19 protein-coding genes are annotated in these 20,437 nt (G+C 68.3%); 8 read left to right on the forward strand and 11 right to left on the reverse strand.

What is annotated here, in order from left to right; translation table 11 throughout:
- Positions 1-201: 201 nt before the first annotated feature.
- Genes AC07OX_RS31525 through glyQ form a run of 5 tightly spaced genes read right to left on the reverse strand, consistent with a single transcriptional unit; the run spans position 202 to position 5,658 of the window.
- Positions 202-1,176: a M48 family metallopeptidase gene (locus AC07OX_RS31525; protein ID WP_495263194.1), complete on the reverse strand. Its 975-nt coding sequence runs from the start codon at positions 1,174-1,176 to the stop codon at positions 202-204.
- A gap of 27 nt (positions 1,177-1,203) precedes the next feature.
- Positions 1,204-1,983, reverse strand: coding sequence for a lysophospholipid acyltransferase family protein (locus AC07OX_RS31530; protein WP_095947897.1), 780 nt, complete (start codon positions 1,981-1,983; stop codon positions 1,204-1,206).
- Positions 1,983-2,561, reverse strand: a complete 579-nt coding sequence (gmhB, locus tag AC07OX_RS31535; protein WP_070062939.1) for a D-glycero-beta-D-manno-heptose 1,7-bisphosphate 7-phosphatase — start codon at positions 2,559-2,561, stop codon at positions 1,983-1,985. Before gmhB ends, AC07OX_RS31530 begins: the two co-directional genes overlap by 1 nt.
- A gap of 37 nt (positions 2,562-2,598) precedes the next feature.
- Positions 2,599-4,734 carry a glycine--tRNA ligase subunit beta gene (glyS, locus tag AC07OX_RS31540; protein ID WP_447748859.1) on the reverse strand — a complete coding sequence of 712 codons (2,136 nt, stop codon included), beginning with the start codon at positions 4,732-4,734 and terminating at the stop codon, positions 2,599-2,601.
- A 15-nt stretch (positions 4,735-4,749) separates the two neighbouring features.
- Entirely contained in the window at positions 4,750-5,658 is a 909-nt protein-coding gene (gene glyQ / locus AC07OX_RS31545) for a glycine--tRNA ligase subunit alpha (protein ID WP_062481784.1), read from the reverse strand.
- A gap of 227 nt (positions 5,659-5,885) precedes the next feature.
- Between glyQ and AC07OX_RS31550 the strand changes: the two genes are divergently transcribed.
- The 3 genes from AC07OX_RS31550 to AC07OX_RS31560 are packed head-to-tail and all read left to right on the forward strand — an operon-like array spanning position 5,886 to position 8,526.
- Positions 5,886-6,854, forward strand: coding sequence for a diacylglycerol/lipid kinase family protein (locus AC07OX_RS31550; RefSeq protein ID WP_495263195.1), 969 nt, complete (start codon positions 5,886-5,888; stop codon positions 6,852-6,854).
- On the forward strand, positions 6,851-7,678 hold the full coding sequence (locus AC07OX_RS31555; protein ID WP_495263196.1) for a metallophosphoesterase family protein: 828 nt from the start codon (positions 6,851-6,853) through the stop codon (positions 7,676-7,678). Before AC07OX_RS31550 ends, AC07OX_RS31555 begins: the two co-directional genes overlap by 4 nt.
- Before the next feature lie 53 nt (positions 7,679-7,731).
- Positions 7,732-8,526, forward strand: a complete 795-nt coding sequence (locus tag AC07OX_RS31560) for a phosphatase PAP2 family protein (protein WP_223301439.1) — start codon at positions 7,732-7,734, stop codon at positions 8,524-8,526.
- Between the two features lie 7 nt (positions 8,527-8,533).
- Here AC07OX_RS31560 and AC07OX_RS31565 read toward each other — a convergent pair whose 3' ends face one another.
- From AC07OX_RS31565 to AC07OX_RS31590, 6 genes are all read right to left on the reverse strand, one after another.
- Positions 8,534-9,604, reverse strand: coding sequence for an asparaginase (locus AC07OX_RS31565; protein WP_095746942.1), 1,071 nt, complete (start codon positions 9,602-9,604; stop codon positions 8,534-8,536).
- A 111-nt stretch (positions 9,605-9,715) separates the two neighbouring features.
- A complete protein-coding gene (gene chrA, locus AC07OX_RS31570) occupies positions 9,716-10,963 on the reverse strand; it encodes a chromate efflux transporter (protein WP_495263197.1) in 1,248 nt (415 codons plus the stop codon).
- Between the two features lie 36 nt (positions 10,964-10,999).
- Complete coding sequence (gene lnt / locus AC07OX_RS31575) at positions 11,000-12,628, reverse strand: apolipoprotein N-acyltransferase (RefSeq protein ID WP_495263198.1); 1,629 nt, start codon at positions 12,626-12,628, stop codon at positions 11,000-11,002.
- A complete protein-coding gene (locus AC07OX_RS31580; protein ID WP_495263199.1) occupies positions 12,628-13,506 on the reverse strand; it encodes a CorC family transporter in 879 nt (292 codons plus the stop codon). Before AC07OX_RS31580 ends, lnt begins: the two co-directional genes overlap by 1 nt.
- Positions 13,507-13,596: 90 nt before the next feature.
- The gene (locus AC07OX_RS31585; RefSeq protein WP_062482250.1) at positions 13,597-14,325 is read right to left on the reverse strand and encodes a GNAT family N-acetyltransferase; all 729 of its coding nucleotides are present in this window, start codon (positions 14,323-14,325) and stop codon (positions 13,597-13,599) included.
- Between the two features lie 109 nt (positions 14,326-14,434).
- Positions 14,435-14,908, reverse strand: coding sequence for an Lrp/AsnC family transcriptional regulator (locus AC07OX_RS31590; protein ID WP_070062947.1), 474 nt, complete (start codon positions 14,906-14,908; stop codon positions 14,435-14,437).
- Between the two features lie 156 nt (positions 14,909-15,064).
- On the opposite strand from AC07OX_RS31590, the gene hppD reads away from it, so the two are divergent.
- The 5 genes from hppD to AC07OX_RS31615 all read left to right on the forward strand — a co-directional run.
- Positions 15,065-16,192, forward strand: a complete 1,128-nt coding sequence (gene hppD / locus AC07OX_RS31595) for a 4-hydroxyphenylpyruvate dioxygenase (RefSeq protein ID WP_139701335.1) — start codon at positions 15,065-15,067, stop codon at positions 16,190-16,192.
- Positions 16,193-16,221: 29 nt separating this feature from the next.
- Positions 16,222-17,034, forward strand: a complete 813-nt coding sequence (locus AC07OX_RS31600; protein WP_487850648.1) for a transporter substrate-binding domain-containing protein — start codon at positions 16,222-16,224, stop codon at positions 17,032-17,034.
- A gap of 20 nt (positions 17,035-17,054) precedes the next feature.
- Positions 17,055-17,927, forward strand: a complete 873-nt coding sequence (gene phhA, locus AC07OX_RS31605) for a phenylalanine 4-monooxygenase (RefSeq protein WP_495263200.1) — start codon at positions 17,055-17,057, stop codon at positions 17,925-17,927.
- A 128-nt stretch (positions 17,928-18,055) separates the two neighbouring features.
- Positions 18,056-19,747, forward strand: a complete 1,692-nt coding sequence (locus AC07OX_RS31610; RefSeq protein WP_307697145.1) for an AMP-binding protein — start codon at positions 18,056-18,058, stop codon at positions 19,745-19,747.
- The coding region (locus AC07OX_RS31615) for an MBL fold metallo-hydrolase (RefSeq protein ID WP_495263201.1) at positions 19,740-20,437 on the forward strand (698 nt) is incomplete at its 3' end. The genes AC07OX_RS31610 and AC07OX_RS31615, both read left to right, overlap by 8 nt.

Genomic DNA, 20,437 nt, shown 5'->3' on the forward strand with positions numbered 1-20,437 from the left:
CGGATCAGGGCTCGCAGCTGTTTGAGCGAAGCGAGTTCTGCGAGACCCCGCGAAACGCGAGCACCGCAGGTTGCCCGCAGCGAAGCGAAGGGTCGCAGACAGTGGGGTCGCCTTTTCTTTGCTTACTTTCTTTTGGCGAAGCAAAAGAAAGTGAGTCGCCCGCCGGGGCGAGTCCCGGCCCCGGGAAGCAAACAAACAAGGTCAGCCCCACCGAGGCACAGCCTCATCCTTCAACTGCTGCCTAAGCACCCCATAGTCAGGCACAACACTTTCAACGGTTTCCCAAAACCGATGCGAGTGATCCATCACCCGCAGATGCGCCAGCTCATGCGCCACAACGTAATCGATCACCGGCAGGCGAAAGTGAATCAACCGCCAGTTCAGTCGAATCGACCCATCCGCACTCGCACTCCCCCACCGCGTAGCAGCGTTAGAGAGCGACAGCTTCTGCCATGACACCCCCAGCAGCGGCGCAAAGTGATCCAGCCGCTCGATGAACAGCTTGCGCGCCTGCCGCATCAACCAGGCCTGCGCCGCATCCCGAATCTGCGAAGGCGCCGCGTTCTGCGCCACAGCCAACCGCAAAGTGCGTGGCCCACCGCCTTCCACAGCAGGATCGAGCGTGCCACCCACGCTGGCGAACCCGTGCTTCGGATCCAGCCGGATCACCACCAGCTCGCCAAGAAAAGGAAACTCCGCCCCATCTTCCCAGGCAATCCGCGTCGCCTCGACCCGCGCATTGCGCTGCTGCGTCTCCGCCAGCTTGCGCAAAATCCAGTCGGCCTTCTCACGCACCGCTGCATCGACATCACGCAACGTGACCCACCGCGGCGCACGCACCGACAAACCTTCGGCACCCACAAGAAAACCGATGGTCTTGCGCTGCCCCCGCTTGAACTCGTAGGCCACCCGCGCCGACCCCAGAACCACTTCACGCGTGGCCTGCGGATGTGTGAAATTCGCCAGCGTCAGTGTGTCAGCCAACGGCACCGCAGGACGCGGATCAACGGGTCCGACAGGTGAAGGCGCGACAGCCACCACCGGCGCGGGAGCAGCAGGTGGCACAGGCGCTGGGGCCTTCTTCCGCGGCCGCCGCGGCGGAGCAGCAGCAGCAGGCGCCGGCGTGCTCCCCAGCCCCTCGAAGAGGTCCATCGTGAACTGCAGCATTCCCCGCATGTCGGGCCCGGGTCTGAGGGTGGCGAGTCAGCCCGCTTCGCGCGGCAACGTCTGCTGCGGCTGCGCCGGGGTGTCGCTGTACGCCTCGGGGTCGAGGCGGCGCATCTCGGCCTCGATCCAGGCTTCGACTTCGCGCATCAGCTCGTCGGGCTTGCGCCCCACGCTCGAGATCGCCGGGCCGATCGACACGTCGACCACGCCGGGGCGCTTGATGAAGGCCTTGCGCGGCCAGACCTTGGCCGAGGTGACGGCGATCGGGATCACAGGCACCCCGGTCTCGCAGGCCAGGCGCGTGCCGCCGCTCTTGTAGGTGCCCTTCTGGCCGCGCGGAATGCGCGTGCCTTCGGGGAACATGATGATCCAGATGCCCTGCGCGAGCAGCTTGCGACCCTGGTTCACCACCTTGTTGAACGCCTGCGCGCGCTGGCTCCGGTCGATGTGGATCATGTCCAACCGCGCCATCGCCCAGCCGAAGAACGGCACGTAGATCAGTTCCTTCTTGAAAACGAAGGCCAGCGGATGCGGCATCAGCGTGGGCATGAGGAAAGTCTCGAGCGTGGACTGGTGCTTCACCAGCAGCACCGCGCCGGCGAGTTGGTCGGTCGGCAGGTTTTCCATGCCGGTCACGCGGGTCTTGATGCCCAGCAGCACGCGCGCGCCACCGATGGCCCAGCTGAGCCATTGCTCGGCCATCCAGTACAGCGGAATGCCACGCTTCCAGAGCGAGCTGACGCACATGATGATGCCCCAGGGCACCACGGTGACAAGCATCCACAGGGCGTGGAGAACGGAACGGAGAAACGCCATCAGACAGCCACCTGCAGTGCAGCCCGCGCTTCGCGCGCGAGCAGAAAGTCGACAAAGGCGGCGAGGTCTTCATGCACCCTCGTGTCCGCCGGATATTCGGGAGGCAGCGGGTGAACCCCGCGGCACGCCGCGCCCATGCCCGTGAGCAGCAAGTGCGGTTCGCAGCCGGCAGCAGCGCCGGCCTGCAGGTCGCGCAGGCTGTCGCCCGCGGTGGGCACGCCCTTCAGGTCGATGCCGAAGCGGTCGCCGATCTGAAGGAACAGCCCCTCCTTGGGCTTGCGGCAGTCGCAGCCTTCGTCGGGGCTGTGCGGGCAATAGAACACCGCATCCACCTTGCCGCCCACGGCCGCGAGCATCTTGTGCATCTTGGCGTGCATGGCATTGAGCGAGGCCATGTCGAACAGCCCGCGGCCCAGGCCCGACTGGTTCGACGCCACCACCACATGCCAGCCCGCATGGTTCAGGCGCGCCACGGCCTCGAGCGCACCGGGCAGCGGCGTCCACTCGATGTCGCTCTTGACGAAATCTTCGCGGTGCACGTTGATCGTGCCGTTGCGGTCGAGGATGACGAGCTTCATGGCGGAACCGCTCCTGGTGGAGGGATGGGGCACGGGGTCAGACAGCCAGCCGCTCGAGCTGCGCCACGCGGTTCATCGCGCTGTGCAGCGACATCAGCAGGCCCAGGCGGTTCAGCCGCAGGTCGGCCTGCTCGGCATTCACCATCACGTCCGTGAAGAACGCATCGACCGGTTCGCGCAGCGCGGCCAGCGTCTGCAGCGAGCCGGTGTAGTCGCCCGCGTCGAACTGGGCGTTGGCGGCGGGCACGACCTGCGCCATGGCGGCGTGCAGCGCCTTCTCGGCGGGCTCCTGCAGCAGCAGTTCGCTCACGTGCGCGTCGGCCTCGGGCGCCTTCTTCAGGATGTTGCCGATGCGCTTGTTGGCGGCGGCCAGCGCGGCGGCGGCGGGCAGTGCGGCAAAGGCGCGCACGGCGGCCAGCAGCTTGGGCACTTCGCCCAGGCGCTGCGGCAGCGGAGCCAGCACGGCGTCGACTTCCTGGGCGCTGGCGCCCTGCTCGCGCAGGCTGCCGGCGAGGCGGTCGAGGATGAAGTCGCGCAGCTCGACGGTGGCCTTGCTGCTGTCGAAGCCGTCGATGGCGCTGAACTGCGCGGCGGCGTCCTGCAGCAGGGCGTCGAGCCCCAGCGCGAGGTCTTTCTCGATCAGCATGCGGATCACGCCCAGCGCGTGGCGGCGCAGCGCGAACGGGTCGCGGTCGCCGGTGGGCAGGTTGCCGATGCCGAACATGCCGACCAACGTTTCGAGCTTGTCGGCCAGCGCGACCACGAGGCCCACGCTGTTGCGCGGCAGCTCGTCGCCGGCGAAGCGCGGCTTGTAGTGGTCTTCGATGGCGTCGGCCACGGCGGCGTCGAGGCCGTCGTGCAGCGCGTAGTAGCGGCCCATGGTGCCCTGCAGCTCGGGGAACTCGCCGACCATGTCGGTCACGAGGTCGGCCTTGGCCAGTTGGGCGGCCTGGGTCGCCTGCGCGGCGAGCGTCGCGTCGCCGAGTTTTTCGGCAATGCCGCGCGCGATGTGCATCACGCGCTGCACGCGTTCGCCCTGCGTGCCGAGCTTGTTGTGATAGACCACCTTGCCCAGCGACTCGACGCGCGAGGCCAGCGATTTCTTGCGGTCCTGGTCGAAGAAGAACTTGGCGTCGGCCAGGCGCGGGCGCACGACGCGCTCGTTGCCGCCGGTCACGGCGCTCGCGTCGTCGGGGCTGATGTTGCTGACGACGAGGAACTTGTTGGTGAGCTTGGCTTGCGCGTCGAGCAGCGGGAAGTACTTCTGGTTGGCCTTCATCGTGAGGATGAGGCACTCCTGCGGCACTTCGAGGAACTCGCGCTCGAAGCTGCAGACCAGCACGTTGGGGCGTTCGACCAGCGCGGTCACTTCGTCGAGCAACGCGTCGTCGTGGATCGGCACCGAACCGCCGCCCACCGTCACAGCAGCGGCCGCGAGCTGGCGTGCGATTTCGGCGCGGCGCGCTTCAAAGCTCGCGATGACGGCGCCGTCGTCCTGCAGCTGCAGGGCGTAGCTGTTGGCATCGCGCAGCACCACGGGGTCGACCGCCGCCTCGAAGCGGTGGCCGTGCGTCTCGCGGCCGGCCTTCAGGCCCAGCGCCTCGATGGGCACCACGGTGTCGCCATGCAATGCCACGAGGCCGTGCGCGGGACGCACGAAGCTCACGCTGCTCCAGCCGGGCAGCTCGCAGCCGCTTTCGAGCTGGTAGCTCATGACCTTGGGGATCGGCAGCTTGGCGATGGCTTCGGCCAGCGCCTTCTGCAGGCCTTCGGCCAGCGTGGCGCCCTTGGCGGTGCTTTCGTAGAACAGGGCTTCGGCCTTGCCGTCCATGGCGCGCTTGAGGCCCGGCACGGCCGAGGCGTCGGCGCCGAGGGCGGCCAGGCGCTTGAGCAGCGCGGGCGTGGGCTGGCCCGAGGCATCGAGCCCCACGGCCACGGGCATGAGCTTTTGCGACACGGCCTTGTCGGCGGCGCGCTCGGCCACGTGCGTGAGGTGCGCGGCCAGGCGGCGCGGCGACGCGTAGGGCGTGAGCACCGAGCCGGCTTCGGCCAGGCCTTGGGCCACGAGCTGGTCGCGCAGCACGCCGGCAAAAGCCTCGCCGAGCTTCTTCAGTGCCTTCGGCGGCAGCTCTTCGACAAACAGTTCAACCAGCAGGGAGTTCTTGTTGTTCATGGGGGTCGTCATCGCTCAGGCGGCTTTCTTCGGGGGCATCTGCGCGACCCACTCGCGCGGGGCCATCGGGAAGCCCAGGCGCTCGCGGCTGTCGTAGTAGCTCTGCGCCACGCTGCGCGCGAGGTTGCGGATGCGGCCGATGTAGGCCGCGCGCTCGGTCACGCTGATCGCGCCGCGCGCGTCCAGCAGGTTGAAGCTGTGCGCGGCCTTGAGCACCTGCTCGTAGGCCGGCAGCGCGAGCTGCTCGGTCATGAGGTGCTTGGCCTGCTTTTCGTGCGCGGCGAAGGCGGTGAAGAGGAACTCGGCGTCGCTGTGCTCGAAGTTGTAGGTCGACTGCTCGACCTCGTTCTGCTTGTAGACGTCGCCGTAGCTCAGGCCGTCGGTCCACGTGAGGTTGTAGACGTTGTCCACGCCCTGCAGGTACATGGCCAGGCGCTCCAGGCCGTAGGTGATCTCGCCGGTGATGGGCTTGCAGTCGATGCCGCCGACCTGCTGGAAGTAGGTGAACTGCGTCACTTCCATGCCGTTGAGCCAGACCTCCCAGCCCAGGCCCCAGGCGCCAAGCGTGGGGTTCTCCCAGTCGTCCTCGACGAAGCGGATGTCGTTCTTCTTCAGGTCGAAGCCCAGGGCCTCGAGGCTGCCGAGGTAGAGCTCGAGGATGTTGCTGGGCGCGGGCTTGAGCACGACCTGGTACTGGTAGTAGTGCTGCAGGCGGTTGGGGTTCTCGCCGTAGCGGCCGTCCTTGGGGCGGCGACTGGGCTGCACGTAGGCGGCCTTCCAGGGCTCGGGGCCGAGCGCGCGCAGGAAGGTGGCGGTGTGCGAGGTGCCCGCGCCCACTTCCATGTCGTACGGTTGCAGCAGCGCACAGCCCTTGTCGGCCCAGTACGACTGCAGTTTGAGAATGATTTGCTGGAAGGTCAACATGAAGCTGGCCGGCGTCGGGGGCCGGACATTGGACGGGACGGTGGCGCGGCACACGCCGCGAAAGGCGACGATTTTACGTTCGCGGGAGGGCATCTCTCCCACAGCCGCTCGGGATGCCGGCTGCCGCGACAGCCCGTGCGGCTGTGGGACAAAGCCCGGCCCCGCACGCTTTTTTGCGTTTCCCGCCGCTTTCGGCACTTTCCTGCGCTTTCCCCCTCTCTCACTGCATGGCATCGCCCCACATCGGCCCCGACACCCCGTTTTTCATCGTGCTCAATGCCGGCTCCGGCAGCGAAGACGCCGCGCAGGCCCGGCAGGTCATCGACGACGCCTTTGCCGCGGACGGCCGCCGGCACCGCGTGTTCCTCGTGGACGGCCCCGGCCGGGTGCAGGCGCTGGCGCGCGAGGCGGTCGAGCGCGCCCGGGCCGTGGGCGGCGTGGTGGTGGCCGCGGGCGGCGACGGCACCATCAACGCCGTGGCCCAGGCCACGCTGGGCAGCGGCTGCCCTTTCGGCGTGCTGCCGCAGGGCACCTTCAACTACTTCAGCCGCACCCACGGCATCCCGCGCGACACGGCGCAGGCGCTGCAGGTGCTGCTCGCGCAGCAGCCCCGGGCGGTGCAGGTGGGGCTGGTGAACGACCGCGTGTTCCTGGTGAACGCCAGCATGGGTCTGTATGCCGACCTGCTGGAAGAGCGCGAGAGCCACAAGGCACGCTTCGGCCGCCACCGGTGGATCGCCTTCTACTCGGGCCTGCTCACGGTGCTGCGCGGGCGCCATCGCCACTGGCAGCTGCGCATCGCCTCGCACGGCCACGAGCGCGACATCCGCACGCCCACGCTGTTCGTGGGCAACAACCCGTTGCAGCTGATGCAGGCAGGCGTCGACCACGCCGAGGCGCCCGAGCAGGGCCGGCTGACCGCGGTGGCGCTCAAGCCGGTCGGACTGCTCGCGATGCCGGGGCTGCTGGTGCGCGGCGCGCTCGGGCGGCTGGGCGACGCCGACGAGGTGCTGAGCTTTCCCTTCGAGTCGATGACGGTGAAGGCCGGCCGGCTGCGCACGCCGCGCCGCGTGAAGATCGCCACCGACGGCGAGATCGACTGGGTCGACATGCCCTTGCTGTTCCGCGTGGCGCCCGACCCGCTGTGGCTGGTGCGGCCCGACAGCGCGCCCGAGCTGGAGGCGGCACGGCCATGAGCTGCCTGCTGCAAGTGTCCGACCCGCACTTCGGCACCGAGCAGCCCGAGGTGCTGCAGGCGCTCGAACGCCTGGCGCACGCGCTGGCGCCGCAGGCGGTGCTGCTGTCGGGCGACATCACGCAGCGCGCCACGCGCCGCCAGTTCGCGGCGGCGCGCGCCTTTGCCGAGCGGCTGACGGCGCCAGTGGTCGCGATTCCGGGCAACCACGACATCCCGCTGTTCCAGCTGGCGGCGCGCGTCTTCTCGCCCTACGGCCGCTACACCGAGGCCTTCGGCACCGACCTGGAGCCGGTGTTCGCCTGCGACGACTGGCTGGTGGTCACGGTCAACACGACGCGCTGGTACCGGCACGAGGACGGCGAGGTGTCGCCCGCTCAGGTCGAGCGCGTGGCGGCGCGGCTGGCACAGGCTTCGCCCCGGCAGGTGCGCGTGGTCGTGACGCACCAGCCGGTGCTGGTGACGCGGCCCGAAGACCGGCAGAACCGACTGCACGGGCGCGCGGCGGCGGTGGCGCGCTGGACAGAGTCGGGCGCCGACCTGATCGTCGGCGGCCACATCCACCTGCCTTTCGTGCGCCCGCTGGACGAGCGCTTTCCGGGCTGCCCGCCCACGGCCTGGGCGGTGCAGGCCGGCACCGCCGTGTCGACGCGCGTGCGCTGGGACGCGCCGAACTCGGTGAACGTGCTGCGCGCGGAGACGTCCGGCGACGGCGCGCAGCGCGTGTGCGTGGTCGAGCGCTGGGACCATTCAGCGGCAGACAAAGCCTTCACGCGCGTCGACCTATTGCGGCTTCCGCTTGCCAGCCGCGCGACGGCCCCTTAGGGTTGCGCCGCATGCCTCCTGCGGACACCCTCCTTCTTTCTTCTTCAGCCCCCTTGGTTCTTCTTGCACAACAGCTGGGCGAACACGCCCTGGCCTGGTTCGCGCTCGCGCTGACCGTGTCGGTGCTCGGCGCCGGCCTCGCCTGCCGGATGCTGCAGCGGCGCCATCCGCTGCCCGACACGGGCGAGCCTGACGAATCGCGCCTGGCGCTCGGGCTGGGCCTGGGTTTCGTGCTGATCCTGGCGGCGGCGGTGCTGGTCGCGTGGATTGCCTCGCACCTGGGCGACGGCCGCACCATGGGCCGCGCCGACCAGGCGCTGGCCGACGCCATCGCCGCCCACGTGCCGTGGGGCGCGCTCGTGAGCTTCAGCTGGCTCACGCACCTGGGCGACGCGCAGCTGCTCGCGCCCGTGTGCGGGCTGGTCGCGCTGCTGCTGTGGCGCAACGCGCATCGTGGGCTGGCGCTGGGCTGGGTGACCGCGCTCGGCGGCATCGTGGTGCTGAACCCCGCGCTCAAGCACATCTTTGCGCGGGCCCGGCCGGTGCACGACCACGGGCTGGCGCTGGAGACGAGCTTCAGCTTTCCCAGCGGCCACAGCGCGGGCGCGATCGTGAGCTACGGGATGCTGCTGTACCTGGCGCTGCGGCTGCTGCCGGCGCGCTGGCATGTGCCGGCCGCCATGGCCGCGGTGGCGGCCATCGTCACCATCGCCTGCAGCCGGATCTTCCTGCAGGTGCACTTCGCGAGCGATGTCGCGGCCGGCCTGCTGACCGGCCTGGGCTGGCTGCTCGTATGCGTGAGCAGCCTGGAATACGCGCGGCACCGCAAGCGCCGCACCGCGCGCTGACCGTCGATCAGTATTCCCAGAAGATGCGCTGAAGCTCTTTGGTGTTGTTGGTCTTGGTCAAGGCCACCATCGCCAGGATGCGCGCCTTCTGCGGGCGCAGGTCGTGCGCCACCACCCAGTCGTACTTGTCGTCGGGCTGCTCGGCGTTGCGGATCACGAAGCCTTCGGGCACGCGCGAGCTGCGGATGACGATCACGCCGTCGGTGCGCGCCTTCTGCAGGTTCGGCACGATGCGGTCGGCCACCGAGCCGTTGCCCGTGCCGCCGTGGATCAGCGCCTTGGCGCCGCTCTTGGCGATCGCGTCGATGGCCACCGAGGACACGCCTTCGTAGCCCATCGCGATCTCGACCGGCGGCAGCGCGGTGATGGTGTCGATGTTGAACTCCGAGTTCGTGGTGTGGCGCTTCACCGGCGCGCGGAACCAGTAGTTCTTGCCCTCGACGATCATGCCGAGCGGACCCCACTGGCTGGAGAACGCGCTGGTCTTGATGTTGACGTTCTTGCTCACGTCGCGGCCGGTGTCGATGTTGTCGCCCATCGTCACGAGCACGCCCTTGCCCATCGCGTCCTTGCTGCCCGCCACGTTCACCGCGTCGTACAGGTTGAGCGCGCCGTCGGCCGACAGGGCCGTGCCCGGGCGCATCGAGCCGACCACCACGATCGGCTTGTTGGTGTGCACGGTGAGCGTCAGGAAGTAGGCGGTTTCTTCCAGCGTGTCGGTGCCGTGGGTGATCACGATGCCGTCCACGTCCGACTGCTTGGACAGCGCCGAGACGCGCTTGGCCAGCGTCATGAGGTTGTCGTTGGTGAGGCTTTCCGATGCGACCTGGAACACCTGCTCGCCGCGCACGTTGGCGACCTTGGCCAGCTCGGGCAGGCCGGCGATCAGCTTCTCGACGCCGACCTTGGCGGCCGCGTAGGTGGCGCTGTTGACGGCCGACGCGCCGGCACCGGCGATGGTGCCGCCGGTCGCCAGGATCACCACGTTGGGCAGCGCCTGCTGGGCCTGCGCGAGCGCGCTGGCCGCGAGCAGTGCGGCACCGGCCGCAAAGGCACGGAAATGGGTAGAAAAGTACATACGGGCTCCTTGGTTTGAGGATGATTTCTCGAGGCGGCGAGGAAGATACATGAACCATGCCCGCATGCCATGCCGCTGCATGCCGGCATGGCATGCGGTCATGCGCCGGCCTTAGAGGGCCAGCAGCCAGCCCGCCACAGCCGCCAGCCCGACGACCCACACCGGCGACAGGCGCGCGTAGACCAGCAAGCCGAACGCCGCCAGCGCCAGCCCGAAATCGGCTTTCGAGTGGATGGCGCTCGTCCACACCGGGTCGTAGAGCGCAGCGAGCAGCACGCCGACGACCGCCGCGTTGACGCCCGCCATCGCGCGCTGGACGCCGTCGCGCTGGCGCAGCGTCTCCCAGAACGGCAGCGCCCCCACCACCAGCAGGAAGGCTGGCAGGAAGATGGCCAGCAGCAGCGCCAATCCGCCCACCCAGCCGCCGAACGGCCCCGGCATGGCGGCGCCGAGGAAGGCCGCGAAGGTGAACAAGGGCCCCGGCACGGCCTGCGCTGCGCCGTAACCCGCCAGGAACACGTCGTTCGAGACTAGGCCCGTCGGCACCACGCCCGCCTGCAGCAAGGGCAGCACGACGTGGCCCCCGCCAAACACCAGCGCGCCCGACCGGTAGAAGGACGCGATGACGGACAGCGGCGGCCACTGCGTCGCCGCGGCCAGCATCGGCAGTGCGACGATCAGCGCGGCGAACAGGCCCAGCAGCGCGGCGCCCGTCGCTTTGCTCACGCCGTGGTCGCGGTGCTGCGCGGCGGGAAGGTGGCCGGGCGGCAGCGCCCACCGGCCGACGACGCCCCCGGCGACGATGGCGGCGATCTGCCCCATGGCCGAAGGCACCGCGAGCACCAGCAGCGCCGCGGCGATGGCGACGCCCGCACGCAGCCGGTCGGGGCACAGCGACTTCGCCATGCCCCACACCGCCTGCGCGACGACGGCCACCGCGACGACCTTCAGCCCGTGCACCGCGCCCGATTGCGCCAGGCCCGCCCAGTGCGTGACGCCGGCCGCAAAGAGGATGAGCGCCACGGCGGACGGCAGCGTGAAACCGAGCCACGCCGCCAGCGCCCCACCCCACCCCGCGCGGCCGAGCCCCAGCGCGATGCCGACCTGGCTGCTTGCGGGCCCGGGCAGGAACTGGCACAGCGCCACGAGGTCGGAATAACTCTTGTCGTCGAGCCACTTGCGGCGCTCCACGAACTCCGTGCGGAAGTAGCCCAGGTGCGCCACCGGTCCGCCGAAGGAGGTCAGGCCCAGCTTCAGGAAAGCGAGAAAGACTTCGAGCACCGAGCCCCTGGCGCGAAGGTCGCCTGTGCCATCGACAACGGATGGCGCGGCGGGCTTGGGGCGGTGGTGGTGCTTCATGAACGATGACGTCGAATGCGCATCCGCCGGTGCGCCTCAGCCCCGGGTGCGTCCGGGCCGGAAGAAGACCGCGCCCAGCACGACGATCGCCAGCGCCGCGATCCACAGCGGCCACAGGCCGAACGGTGCGACCCAGCGCGCGAAGGGCGTGAGCCCGCGCCGGCCTTCGACCGGAGCTTCGAGCACGCCGCGCGTGAGGCGCGGCAGCTGGTGCGTGACGCGGCCCGCGGCGTCGATCACCACGGTGGCGCCGGTGTTGGTGGATCGCACCATCGGCCGCGCGAACTCGAGCGCGCGCATGCGCGAGATGGCCAGGTGCTGGTCGATGGCGACCGAGTCGCCGAACCAGGCGATGTTGCTGACGTTGAGCAGGACGGTCGGCGCCGTGGCCTCGTCGCGGAAGTTCGCGCCGATCTCGTCGCCGAACAAATCTTCGTAGCAGATGTTGGGCGCGATGCGCTGGCCCTGCCAGACGAAGGGCGCCTGCGCGAGGCCCCCGCGCTCGAAGTCGCCCAGCGGGATGCTCATCATGCGGATGAACCAGCGAAAGCCCGGCGGAATGAATTCGCCGAAGGGCACGAGGTGGTGCTTGCTGTAGGCGTAGGGCTGCGCCGCGCCACCGGGCATGAAGCCGAGCACGGCGTTGCGGTAGGTGCCCGGCCCGTCGCCGAGCGGCAGGCCGACGATGGCGGCCTGCTGCGAGCCCGGCTGGCCGTAGCGTTCCTGGATGCTGTCGAGGTAGCCGGCGGGCAGCTGGCGCGGCAGCAGCGGCAGCGCGGTTTCGGGTGTGACCACGAGCTGGGCCTTGGCGTCGCGCAGCTGCTCGGCGTACCAGCGCAGCGCGGTTTCGATGCCGCCGCCCGGAATGAATTTCTCGTCCTGCGGGATGTTGCCCTGCAGCAGCGCGACCTGCAGCGTGCCGGTGGTGCCCTGCGCGCCGCGTGCATCGGCAGGCAGCGGCGAGACAAGGTTCGGCAGCACGAAGACCGCGGCGAGCAGCGCTGCAGTCAGCGCCGTCGGCACCACGCCGCGCAGCGGCAGGCGTCGTGCGACCAGCGCCACGGCCAATGCCGCCGCAGCGCCGATGCCGTACACGCCGCCCCACGGCGCCAGCGCGGCCAGCGGACCGTCGACATGGGCGTAGCCGCCGGCGCCCCAGGGAAAGCCGGTGAACCAGCTGCCGCGCACGAGCTCGGCCAGCGTCCACAGCGCCGCGAACACGAAGGCGCCGGCGACGCGCCCCGTCGGCCCGCGCACCACGAACCAGGCGCAGGCCACGGCGTAGTAGAGCCCGAGGGCCGCCGCCAGCGCGAGCACGGCGATCACCGCCAGCGGCGCTGGCAGCCCGCCGTAGGTGTGCATCGAGATGAAGAGCCACCAGAAGCTGCCGGTGAGCCAGGCGGTCGCGAACACCCAGCCGTGCAGGCCGGCGCGGCGCCAGCCCGCGCCCTGGGCGCGCAGGCCGTCGAGCAGCCAGACCAGCCCGGCCAGCGACAGCAGCTGCAGCCACCACAGCGGACGGCCGTCGCCCGGCCAGGCGATGGACAGGGCCTGCGCCACGCCCGCCAGACCGAAGCCGAGCAGGCGAAGCAGCCCGGAGGCGGCGGAGGAAGGGGGAGAGGTGGGCGAGACGCGGGCCGGGGCCGCTGCTGCGGGCGCCGGCATCAGTCGGCCGCGTCGCCGCCGCGCGCCGGCGACACCCGGAACCAGCGCACCGCGCCGCCCTTGGTGTGCAGCACGACGAAGTCGAAGCCGCCGATGGCGTGGTGCTCGCCGCGCTTGGGCACGTGGCCCATCTCGTGCGCGATGAGTCCGCCGATGGTGTCGAAGTCTTCGCTCAGCTGTTCTTCGTTGAAGACGATGCCGAAGGCCTCGGCCACGCGCTCGATGGGCGTGTCGCCCGAGACGCGGTAGGTGTGGTCGGCCAGGCCGAAGATGTCGCCCTCGTCTTCGGCGATGTCGAACTCGTCCTCGATCTCGCCGACGATCTGCTCGAGCACGTCTTCGATGGTGATGAGGCCGGCCACGCGGCCGAACTCGTCGATGACGATGGCCAGGTGGTTGCGGTTGCCGCGAAACTCGCGCAGCAGGTCGTTCAGGCCCTTGCTCTCGGGCACGAAGGTGGCCGGGCGCAGCAAGGCGCGGATGTTCAGGCCCGGCGCGCGCTGCAGCTTGAGCAGGTCCTTCGCGAGCAGGATGCCGATGATGTTTTCTTTTTCGCCCTCGTAGACCGGAAAGCGCGAGTGCGCGGTCTGGATCACGGCGTGCAGCAGCGCGTCGAAGGGCGCGTCGATGTCCACGAGGTCCATGCGCGGCGCCGCGACCATCACGTCACCGGCCGTCATGTCGGCCATGCGCAGCACGCCTTCGAGCATCACGCGCGATTCGGCGCCGATCACCTCGTTGTCCTCGGCATCGGCGAGGGTTTCGATCAGCTCGTCGCGCGAATCGGGGCCGGGGTGGATGAATTCGGCGAGCTTCTGGAGAAAGCCACGCTTGTCTTCCCGTTCAACGGGAGCGCGTTCAGGGTGAGGGTCGGCCACTGCGGGAGGGCGGAGTTGAAGAGAGACAAGGATAACGGATTGCGCATGACAGGCTCTACCGTCCGGCCGGCATAGGCCGGCGTTGCCCGCTCAAGGTGCAGATTTGCTGCGCGCGTCGCGCATGCCGCTGCGCACTTCCTGCAGGCTCGCCAGGAAGGCCCAGAACTGCTTGGCGCGGCTCTTGAGCGCGAAATCGACGGCGGCGTAATGCTCCAGCGCGATCTCGCTCATGCGGCTGTCGAAGGTGGCGGTGGGCAGCTGCAGGTGCGCTTCCGACTCCGAGCCGCTGCGCACCACGGTGGCGCCGGCGTTGCGGGCGATCTTGAGCATGGCGGCGTTTTCGCTCAGCGCATGGATGAAGAGCATGCCCACGCCTTCGTTGCGCGCGGCGACCACGGCGCGCTCGAACAGGCGCGCACCATAGCCGCGGCCTCGGGCGTGCGACGACACGGACACGCCGAACTCGGCGCAGTCGCTGTGCTGGTCGCCGGGTGCGTAGGCCACGTGCGCCATCGCGATCAGGTCGAGGCGGCGGTTGTAGATGCCGAACAGTTCGTCGCGGTCGAAGTCCAGGCCTTCGACATAGCGCAGGACCTGCTCGTCGGCCGCGGCATAGCCGAAGCGCAGGTAGCGGTCGTGCGGCGTCAGGTCCAGCAGGTGGCGCGCGATGCGCTCGCGTTCGCGCGGGCCGATCGAGCGGATCGGCACCATGACGGGTGGGGGCGCGCTGACGGCGCGCGGTTGCGCCTCAACCATCGGCGCCTTCAGGAAAGAGCCGAGGCCGAGAGACGCTTTGAGGAGGGTCTTGGCGGTAAGCATGGCTCCAATGTAAGGGTTTTCCCTTAATCACCAAGCCCGCAAGGACACTTTCTGGACGCATTCGTGACTCGATACCAGAGTCCGTGGTGTTTACGCAACCAATTTGTGGTTAAACGGGCACAGATGTTGTGGCTTTGACACGATCGAGCACGAAGCTGGTCTTGCAGTCTTCGACGCTGGGGTGCTTCAGCAGGGTGTCCATGATGAAGCGGCTGTAGTGGGCCATGTCGGCCACCACCACGCGCAGCAGGTAGTCCATGTCGCCGGTGAGGGCCGCGCACTCGACAACCTCGGGCCAGGTCTGCACGCTGGCGCGGAACAGGTCCATGGGGTTGCGCTTGTGGCTTTCGGTGTGCTTTTCGAGCCGCACGTTCAGGTAGGCCGTGAGGCCCAGGCCGACCGCCTCGGGCTGGACCAGCGCCACGTAGCGGTCGATGACCTTGTGCTCCTCGAGCCGCTTGACCCGCCGCAGCACGGCGCTGGGCGACAGGCTGACCTGCTCCGCGATCTGGTCGTAGGTGGCGCGGCCGTCTGCTTGCAGCATGCGCAAAATGAGCCGATCTATCTTGTCGAGTGCTTCCATTTCGCCATTTTTGCAGTTTTACTGCGTCATGACCACCCAGGGCGCCCAGAAACGCAGAAAACCTGAACGCCTTCCGCCCTACAGTGCAGCACGGCCCGAATCCGGGCCTTTGTTTTCCTTTCTGCACAACTTCCCCACTTTTCGGAGACAGCATCCATGAGCCACGCCGACGCCCCCGCCTTCACGCCCTGGGAGAACCCGATGGGCACCGACGGCTTCGAATTCATCGAGTACGCGGCACCCGATCCGGTCGCGATGGGCAAGGTGTTCGAGCGCATGGGCTTCGTGGCCATCGCCAAGCACCGCCACAAGAACGTGCTGCTGTACCGCCAGGGCACGATCAACTTCATCCTGAACGCCGAGCCCGATTCGTTCGCCCAGCGTTTTGCGCGCGAGCACGGCCCGAGCGTGTGCGCCATCGCCTTTCGCGTGCAGGACGCCAAGCAGGCCTACGAACGCGCCACCGCGCTGGGCGCCTGGGGCTTCGCCGACAAGGCCGGCCCGGGCGAGCTGAACATTCCCGCCATCAAGGGCATCGGCGACAGCCTGATCTACCTGGTGGACCGCTGGCCGGGCAAGAACGGCGCGCAGCCGGGCGACATCGGCAACATCGGCTTCTACGACGTGGACTTCGAGGCGCTGCCGGGCGTGTCGTCGCAGGACGCGCTCGCGCGCAAGGGCAATGGCCTGACCTACATCGACCACCTGACGCACAACGTGTACCGCGGCCGCATGGACGTGTGGGCCAACTTCTACGAGAAGCTCTTCAACTTCCGCGAAGTGAAGTACTTCGACATCGAGGGCCAGGTGACGGGCGTGAAGAGCAAGGCCATGACCAGCCCCTGCGGCAAGATCCGCATCCCGATCAACGAAGAAGGCAAGGAACAGGCCGGCCAGATCCAGGAGTACCTGGACATGTACAAGGGCGAGGGCATCCAGCACATCGCCATGGGCTCGGACAACCTGTACGAGAGCGTCGACGCGCTGCGCGCCAACGGCGTGACGCTGCTGGACACCATCGACACCTACTACGAGCTGATCGACAAGCGCATCCCCGAGCACGGCGAAAGCGTGGCCGAGCTGAAGAAGCGCAAGATCCTGATCGACGGCAAGAAGGACGCGCTGTTGCTGCAGATCTTCAGCGAGAACCAGCTGGGCCCGATCTTCTTCGAGTTCATCCAGCGCAAGGGCGACGACGGTTTCGGCAACGGCAACTTCAAGGCGCTGTTCGAGAGCATCGAGCTCGACCAGATGCGCCGGGGCGTGCTGAGCGCCGCAAAATAAGGCGCTTCACCACTGCCCTGGAGCCCGGCATGCGCCACGCGTCTTCTTCGACTGTCGTCACTTCCTTCGTCGCGGCAGCCGCCGCTGCGGTCGTGCTCTCGGGCTGCGCCTCGGCGCCGCCCGCGGCCGGCGCGGGCGCCTCGCACCTGGACACGGTGCAGAAAGCGGCCGTGCTGCGCATCTGCACGCCGGGCGACTACCGGCCCTTCAGCTTCCAGAAGGCCGATGCCTCGTTCGAAGGCATCGACGTCGACCTGATGACCGGCTTCAGCGCCAGCCTCGGCGCCAAGCCCGAGTGGGTCAAGACGACCTGGGCCAACCTGCTGCCCGACCTGGCCGCAGGCAAGTGCGACATCGCCGTGGGCGGCGTGTCGGTGACCACCGACCGCCAGAAGCGCGCCTTCTTCAGCGCGCCCTACATGGTCAACGGCAAGACGCCCATCGCGCGCTGCGCCGACGTGGCCAAGTACCAGAGCGTGGCCGCCATCGACCAGCCGTCGACCCGCGTGATCTTCAACCCGGGCGGCAGCAACGAACGCTTCGCCCGCACCAATTTCAAGCAGGCCAGGCTCACGCTGCACGGCGAGAACGTCACGATCTTCGACGAGATCCTGGCCAACCGCGCCGACGTGTTCGTCACCGAATCGGCCGAGGCCATCACGCAGCAGAAGCTCAAGCCCGGGCTGTGCGCGGTGAACCCCGACAAGCCGCTGCAGTACGGCGAGATGGCCTGGATGCTGCCGCGCGACGACGTGGCTTTCAAATCGTATGTCGACCAATGGCTGCACCTGCAGCAAGCCGGCGGCGACTTCCAGCGCGTGATGGACCGCTGGCTCAAGTAACCCGAGAAACCGAACGCCCCATGGATACCCCCGCCGCCGTTGTCACCCCCGCCGTCTATGGCGCATCCGATCGCCCGCCGCGCGGCGACTACTCGCGTGGCGGTTCGGTGCAAGCCGACTACACCTGCCCGCAGGACTGGGCCAGCTACACCGCGGCCGACCACGACACCTACAAGCGGCTGTACGAACGCCAGGCCGCGCAGCTGACGGGCCTGGCCTGCGATGCCTTCATCAAGTCGCTGCCGCTGCTCGGCGTGAAGGACCGCATCCCGCGCTTCGAGGAACTCAACGAGCGCCTGCACCGCGCCACCGGCTGGGAGATCGTCGCGGTGCCGGGGCTGATTCCCGAGCTGCCCTTCTTCACGCTGCTGGCGAACCGCAAGTTCCCGGTGACCGACTGGATCCGCAAGCCCGAAGAGTTCGACTACATCGTCGAGCCCGACGTGTTCCACGACCTGTTCGGCCACGTGCCGATGCTGTTTGACCCGACCTTCGCCGACTACGTGCAGCGCTACGGCCAGGGCGGCATCAAGGCGCACGAGCTGGGCGCCGGCGAGAAGCTCGCGCGGCTGTACTGGTACACGGTCGAGTTCGGCCTGATCCGCCAGCCCGAAGGCCTGCGTGCGTACGGTGCCGGCATCCTGAGTTCGGTCGGCGAGCTGCAGCACGCGGTACGCAGCCCCGCGCCGCATCGCCTCCCGCTCGACCTGCTGCGCACCATGCGCACGCAATACAAGATCGACACCTACCAGGCCAACTACTTCGTGATCGAGAACTTCGCGCAGCTCTTCGACCTCACGGCGCCCGACTTCACGCCGCTGTACCGCGCGCTCGAGGTCGAGGCCGACATCCCGGCCGGCGTGCTGCTGCCGGGCGAATCCGGCAACGCCTGATCGGCATCCGTGTGACCTGGGCGCGCACGGCGGCTATCGCCTGCGCGACACCCGGTATGCGCCCCTAGGACAAGCCCGCTGGCGGGTGGGAGGCATTGGCTCCCACAATCCGCGCCAAAGGAGCTTGCATGCAGACATCCGCGCGACAGAACTACCCGGCCGGCGTGCCGCACGAGATTCATCCGGAGCAGTACCGCTCCCTGCCTCACATGTTCGACGAGGCTTTCGGCCGCTACAAGGACCGTCCGTTCTCGGTCTGCATGGAGCGGTGGATGTCGTACGGCGAGCTCGACACGCTCTCCAAGGCGATGGGCGCCTGGCTGCAATCGCAGGGCCTCGCGCCCGGTGCGCGGGTGGCGATCATGCTGCCCAACGTGCCGCAGTTCGCGGTCACGATGTGCGCCGTGCTGCGCGCGGGCTACACCTGCGTCAACGTCAATCCGCTGTACACGGCGCGCGAGTTGGAGCACCAGCTCAAGGACTCCGGCGCCACCGCCATCGTCATCCTCGAGAACTTTGCCGCCACGCTCGAACAGGTAATCGAGCGCACGCCCGTCAAGCACGTGGTGATGACCGCGATGGGCGACCTGCTCGGCGGGCTGTACGGCGCCTGGATCACGGTGGCCGTGCGCCACCTGGCCAAGATGGTGCCGCCCTACAAGCTGCCGCTGAGCGACGGCCGCACGGTCACGCCGTTCAAGCAGGCGATTGCCGAAGGCCGCGGACGCACGCTCGGGCCCGATCAGAGCACGCTCGATTCGATCGCCTTCCTGCAGTACACGGGTGGCACCACCGGCCTGTCGAAGGGTGCGGTGCTGACCCACCGCAACATCGTGGCCGCCACGCTGCAGGCCGAAGCCTGGTTCACGCCCGCGCTGGCGCGGGCGGGCGACCTGGCGAAGGTCAACAGCATCGCGGCGCTGCCGCTGTATCACATCTTCGCGCTGACGCTGTGCCTGCTGGTGATCCGCCAAGGCTCGCACATGACGCTGATTCCGAACCCGCGCGACTTCAACAAGTTCGTCGCGGTGCTGAAGAAGCGGCCCTTCCACATGCTGCCGGCAGTGAACACCTTGTTCAATGCGCTGCTGATGCACCCGGAGTTCAAGACGGTCGACTTCTCCACGCTGTTCGTGTCGCAGGCCGGTGGCATGGCCGCTTCCGAAGGCACGGCGCGCAAGTGGTTCGAAGCCACCGGCTGCCCGATGATCGAAGGCTGGGGCATGAGCGAGACCTGCGCGATCGGCACCAACAACCCGGTATCGAACACGAAGTTCACGGGCACCATCGGCTTGCCGTTACCGAGCATTGAGATCGCGATCAAGGACGATGAAGGCCAATCGCTGCCGATCGGCCAGGCCGGCGAGCTGTGCATCAAGGGGCCGAACGTGATGACCGGTTACTACAACCAGCCCGCCGAAACGGCGGCGGCCTTCACGGCCGACGGCTTCATGCGCACCGGCGACATCGCCGTGATGCAGGAAGACGGCTACAGCCGGATCGTCGACCGCAAGAAGGACATGATCCTCGTGAGCGGTTTCAACGTGTTCCCCAACGAGCTGGAGAACGTGATTTCGCTGTGCCCTGGCGTCGTCGAATGCGCGGCCGTGGGCGTGCCGGACGAGAAGCAAGGCGAAGCCATCAAGGTCTTCGTGGTCCGCAAGGACCCGACGCTGACGGAGGACGCCGTGCTCCAGTACTGCAACGGACAGCTCACCGGCTACAAGCGGCCGAAGCACATCGAGTTCCGCGAGTCGCTGCCCAAGACCAACGTGGGGAAGATCCTGCGGCGCGAGTTGCGCACCAGCGCCGGTGCCTGAGCGCGTGGGGCGCCACGGGGAAGCCAGCGCCGGGCTGCCGGCGAATGTCATCGTGTTCGAGCGGGGCTGGCTGTCTTCGAACAACATCCTCTTCGTCGGAGCCGAGGAAACGGCGCTGGTCGACACCGGCTATGCCACGCATGCCGATCAGACGCTTGCCTTGGTCGAGTCGGTGTTAGGCGAACGTCCGCTTGATCGGGTGCTGAACACACATCTGCACAGCGATCACTGCGGGGGGAACGCGGCGTTGCAGGAGCGTTATCCATCGCTGCGGACGGACATTCCGCCTGGAGAAGCGGCGCTGGTTGAGCGATGGGATGCGCAGGGCCTGAGTTTTCTTGCGACGGGGCAAAGTTGTCCGCGTTTTGGTTTCACCGGACTGCTCGAGCCTGGCACTGAATGCCTGTTGGGAGACAGCGCGTGGCAAGTGCATGGGGCTCCAGGTCACGATCCGCACTCGGTGATCCTATTCGACCCGGTGTCGCGGACTCTGATTTCAGCGGATGCGCTCTGGGAGAACGGGTTTGGCATCGCCTTTCCGGAGCTGATGGGTGAGCCCTCGTTCGGGGACATTGCGGCAACGCTCGATTTGATTGAGAAATTGTCGCCGCGGCAGGTGATTCCTGGTCATGGAGGCGTCTTCACCGATGTCGAGCGTGCGTTGCTGACGGCGCGCAAGCGACTGTCTGA

The sequence above is a fragment of the Variovorax sp. GW821-FHT09D07 genome (assembly GCF_059416345.1).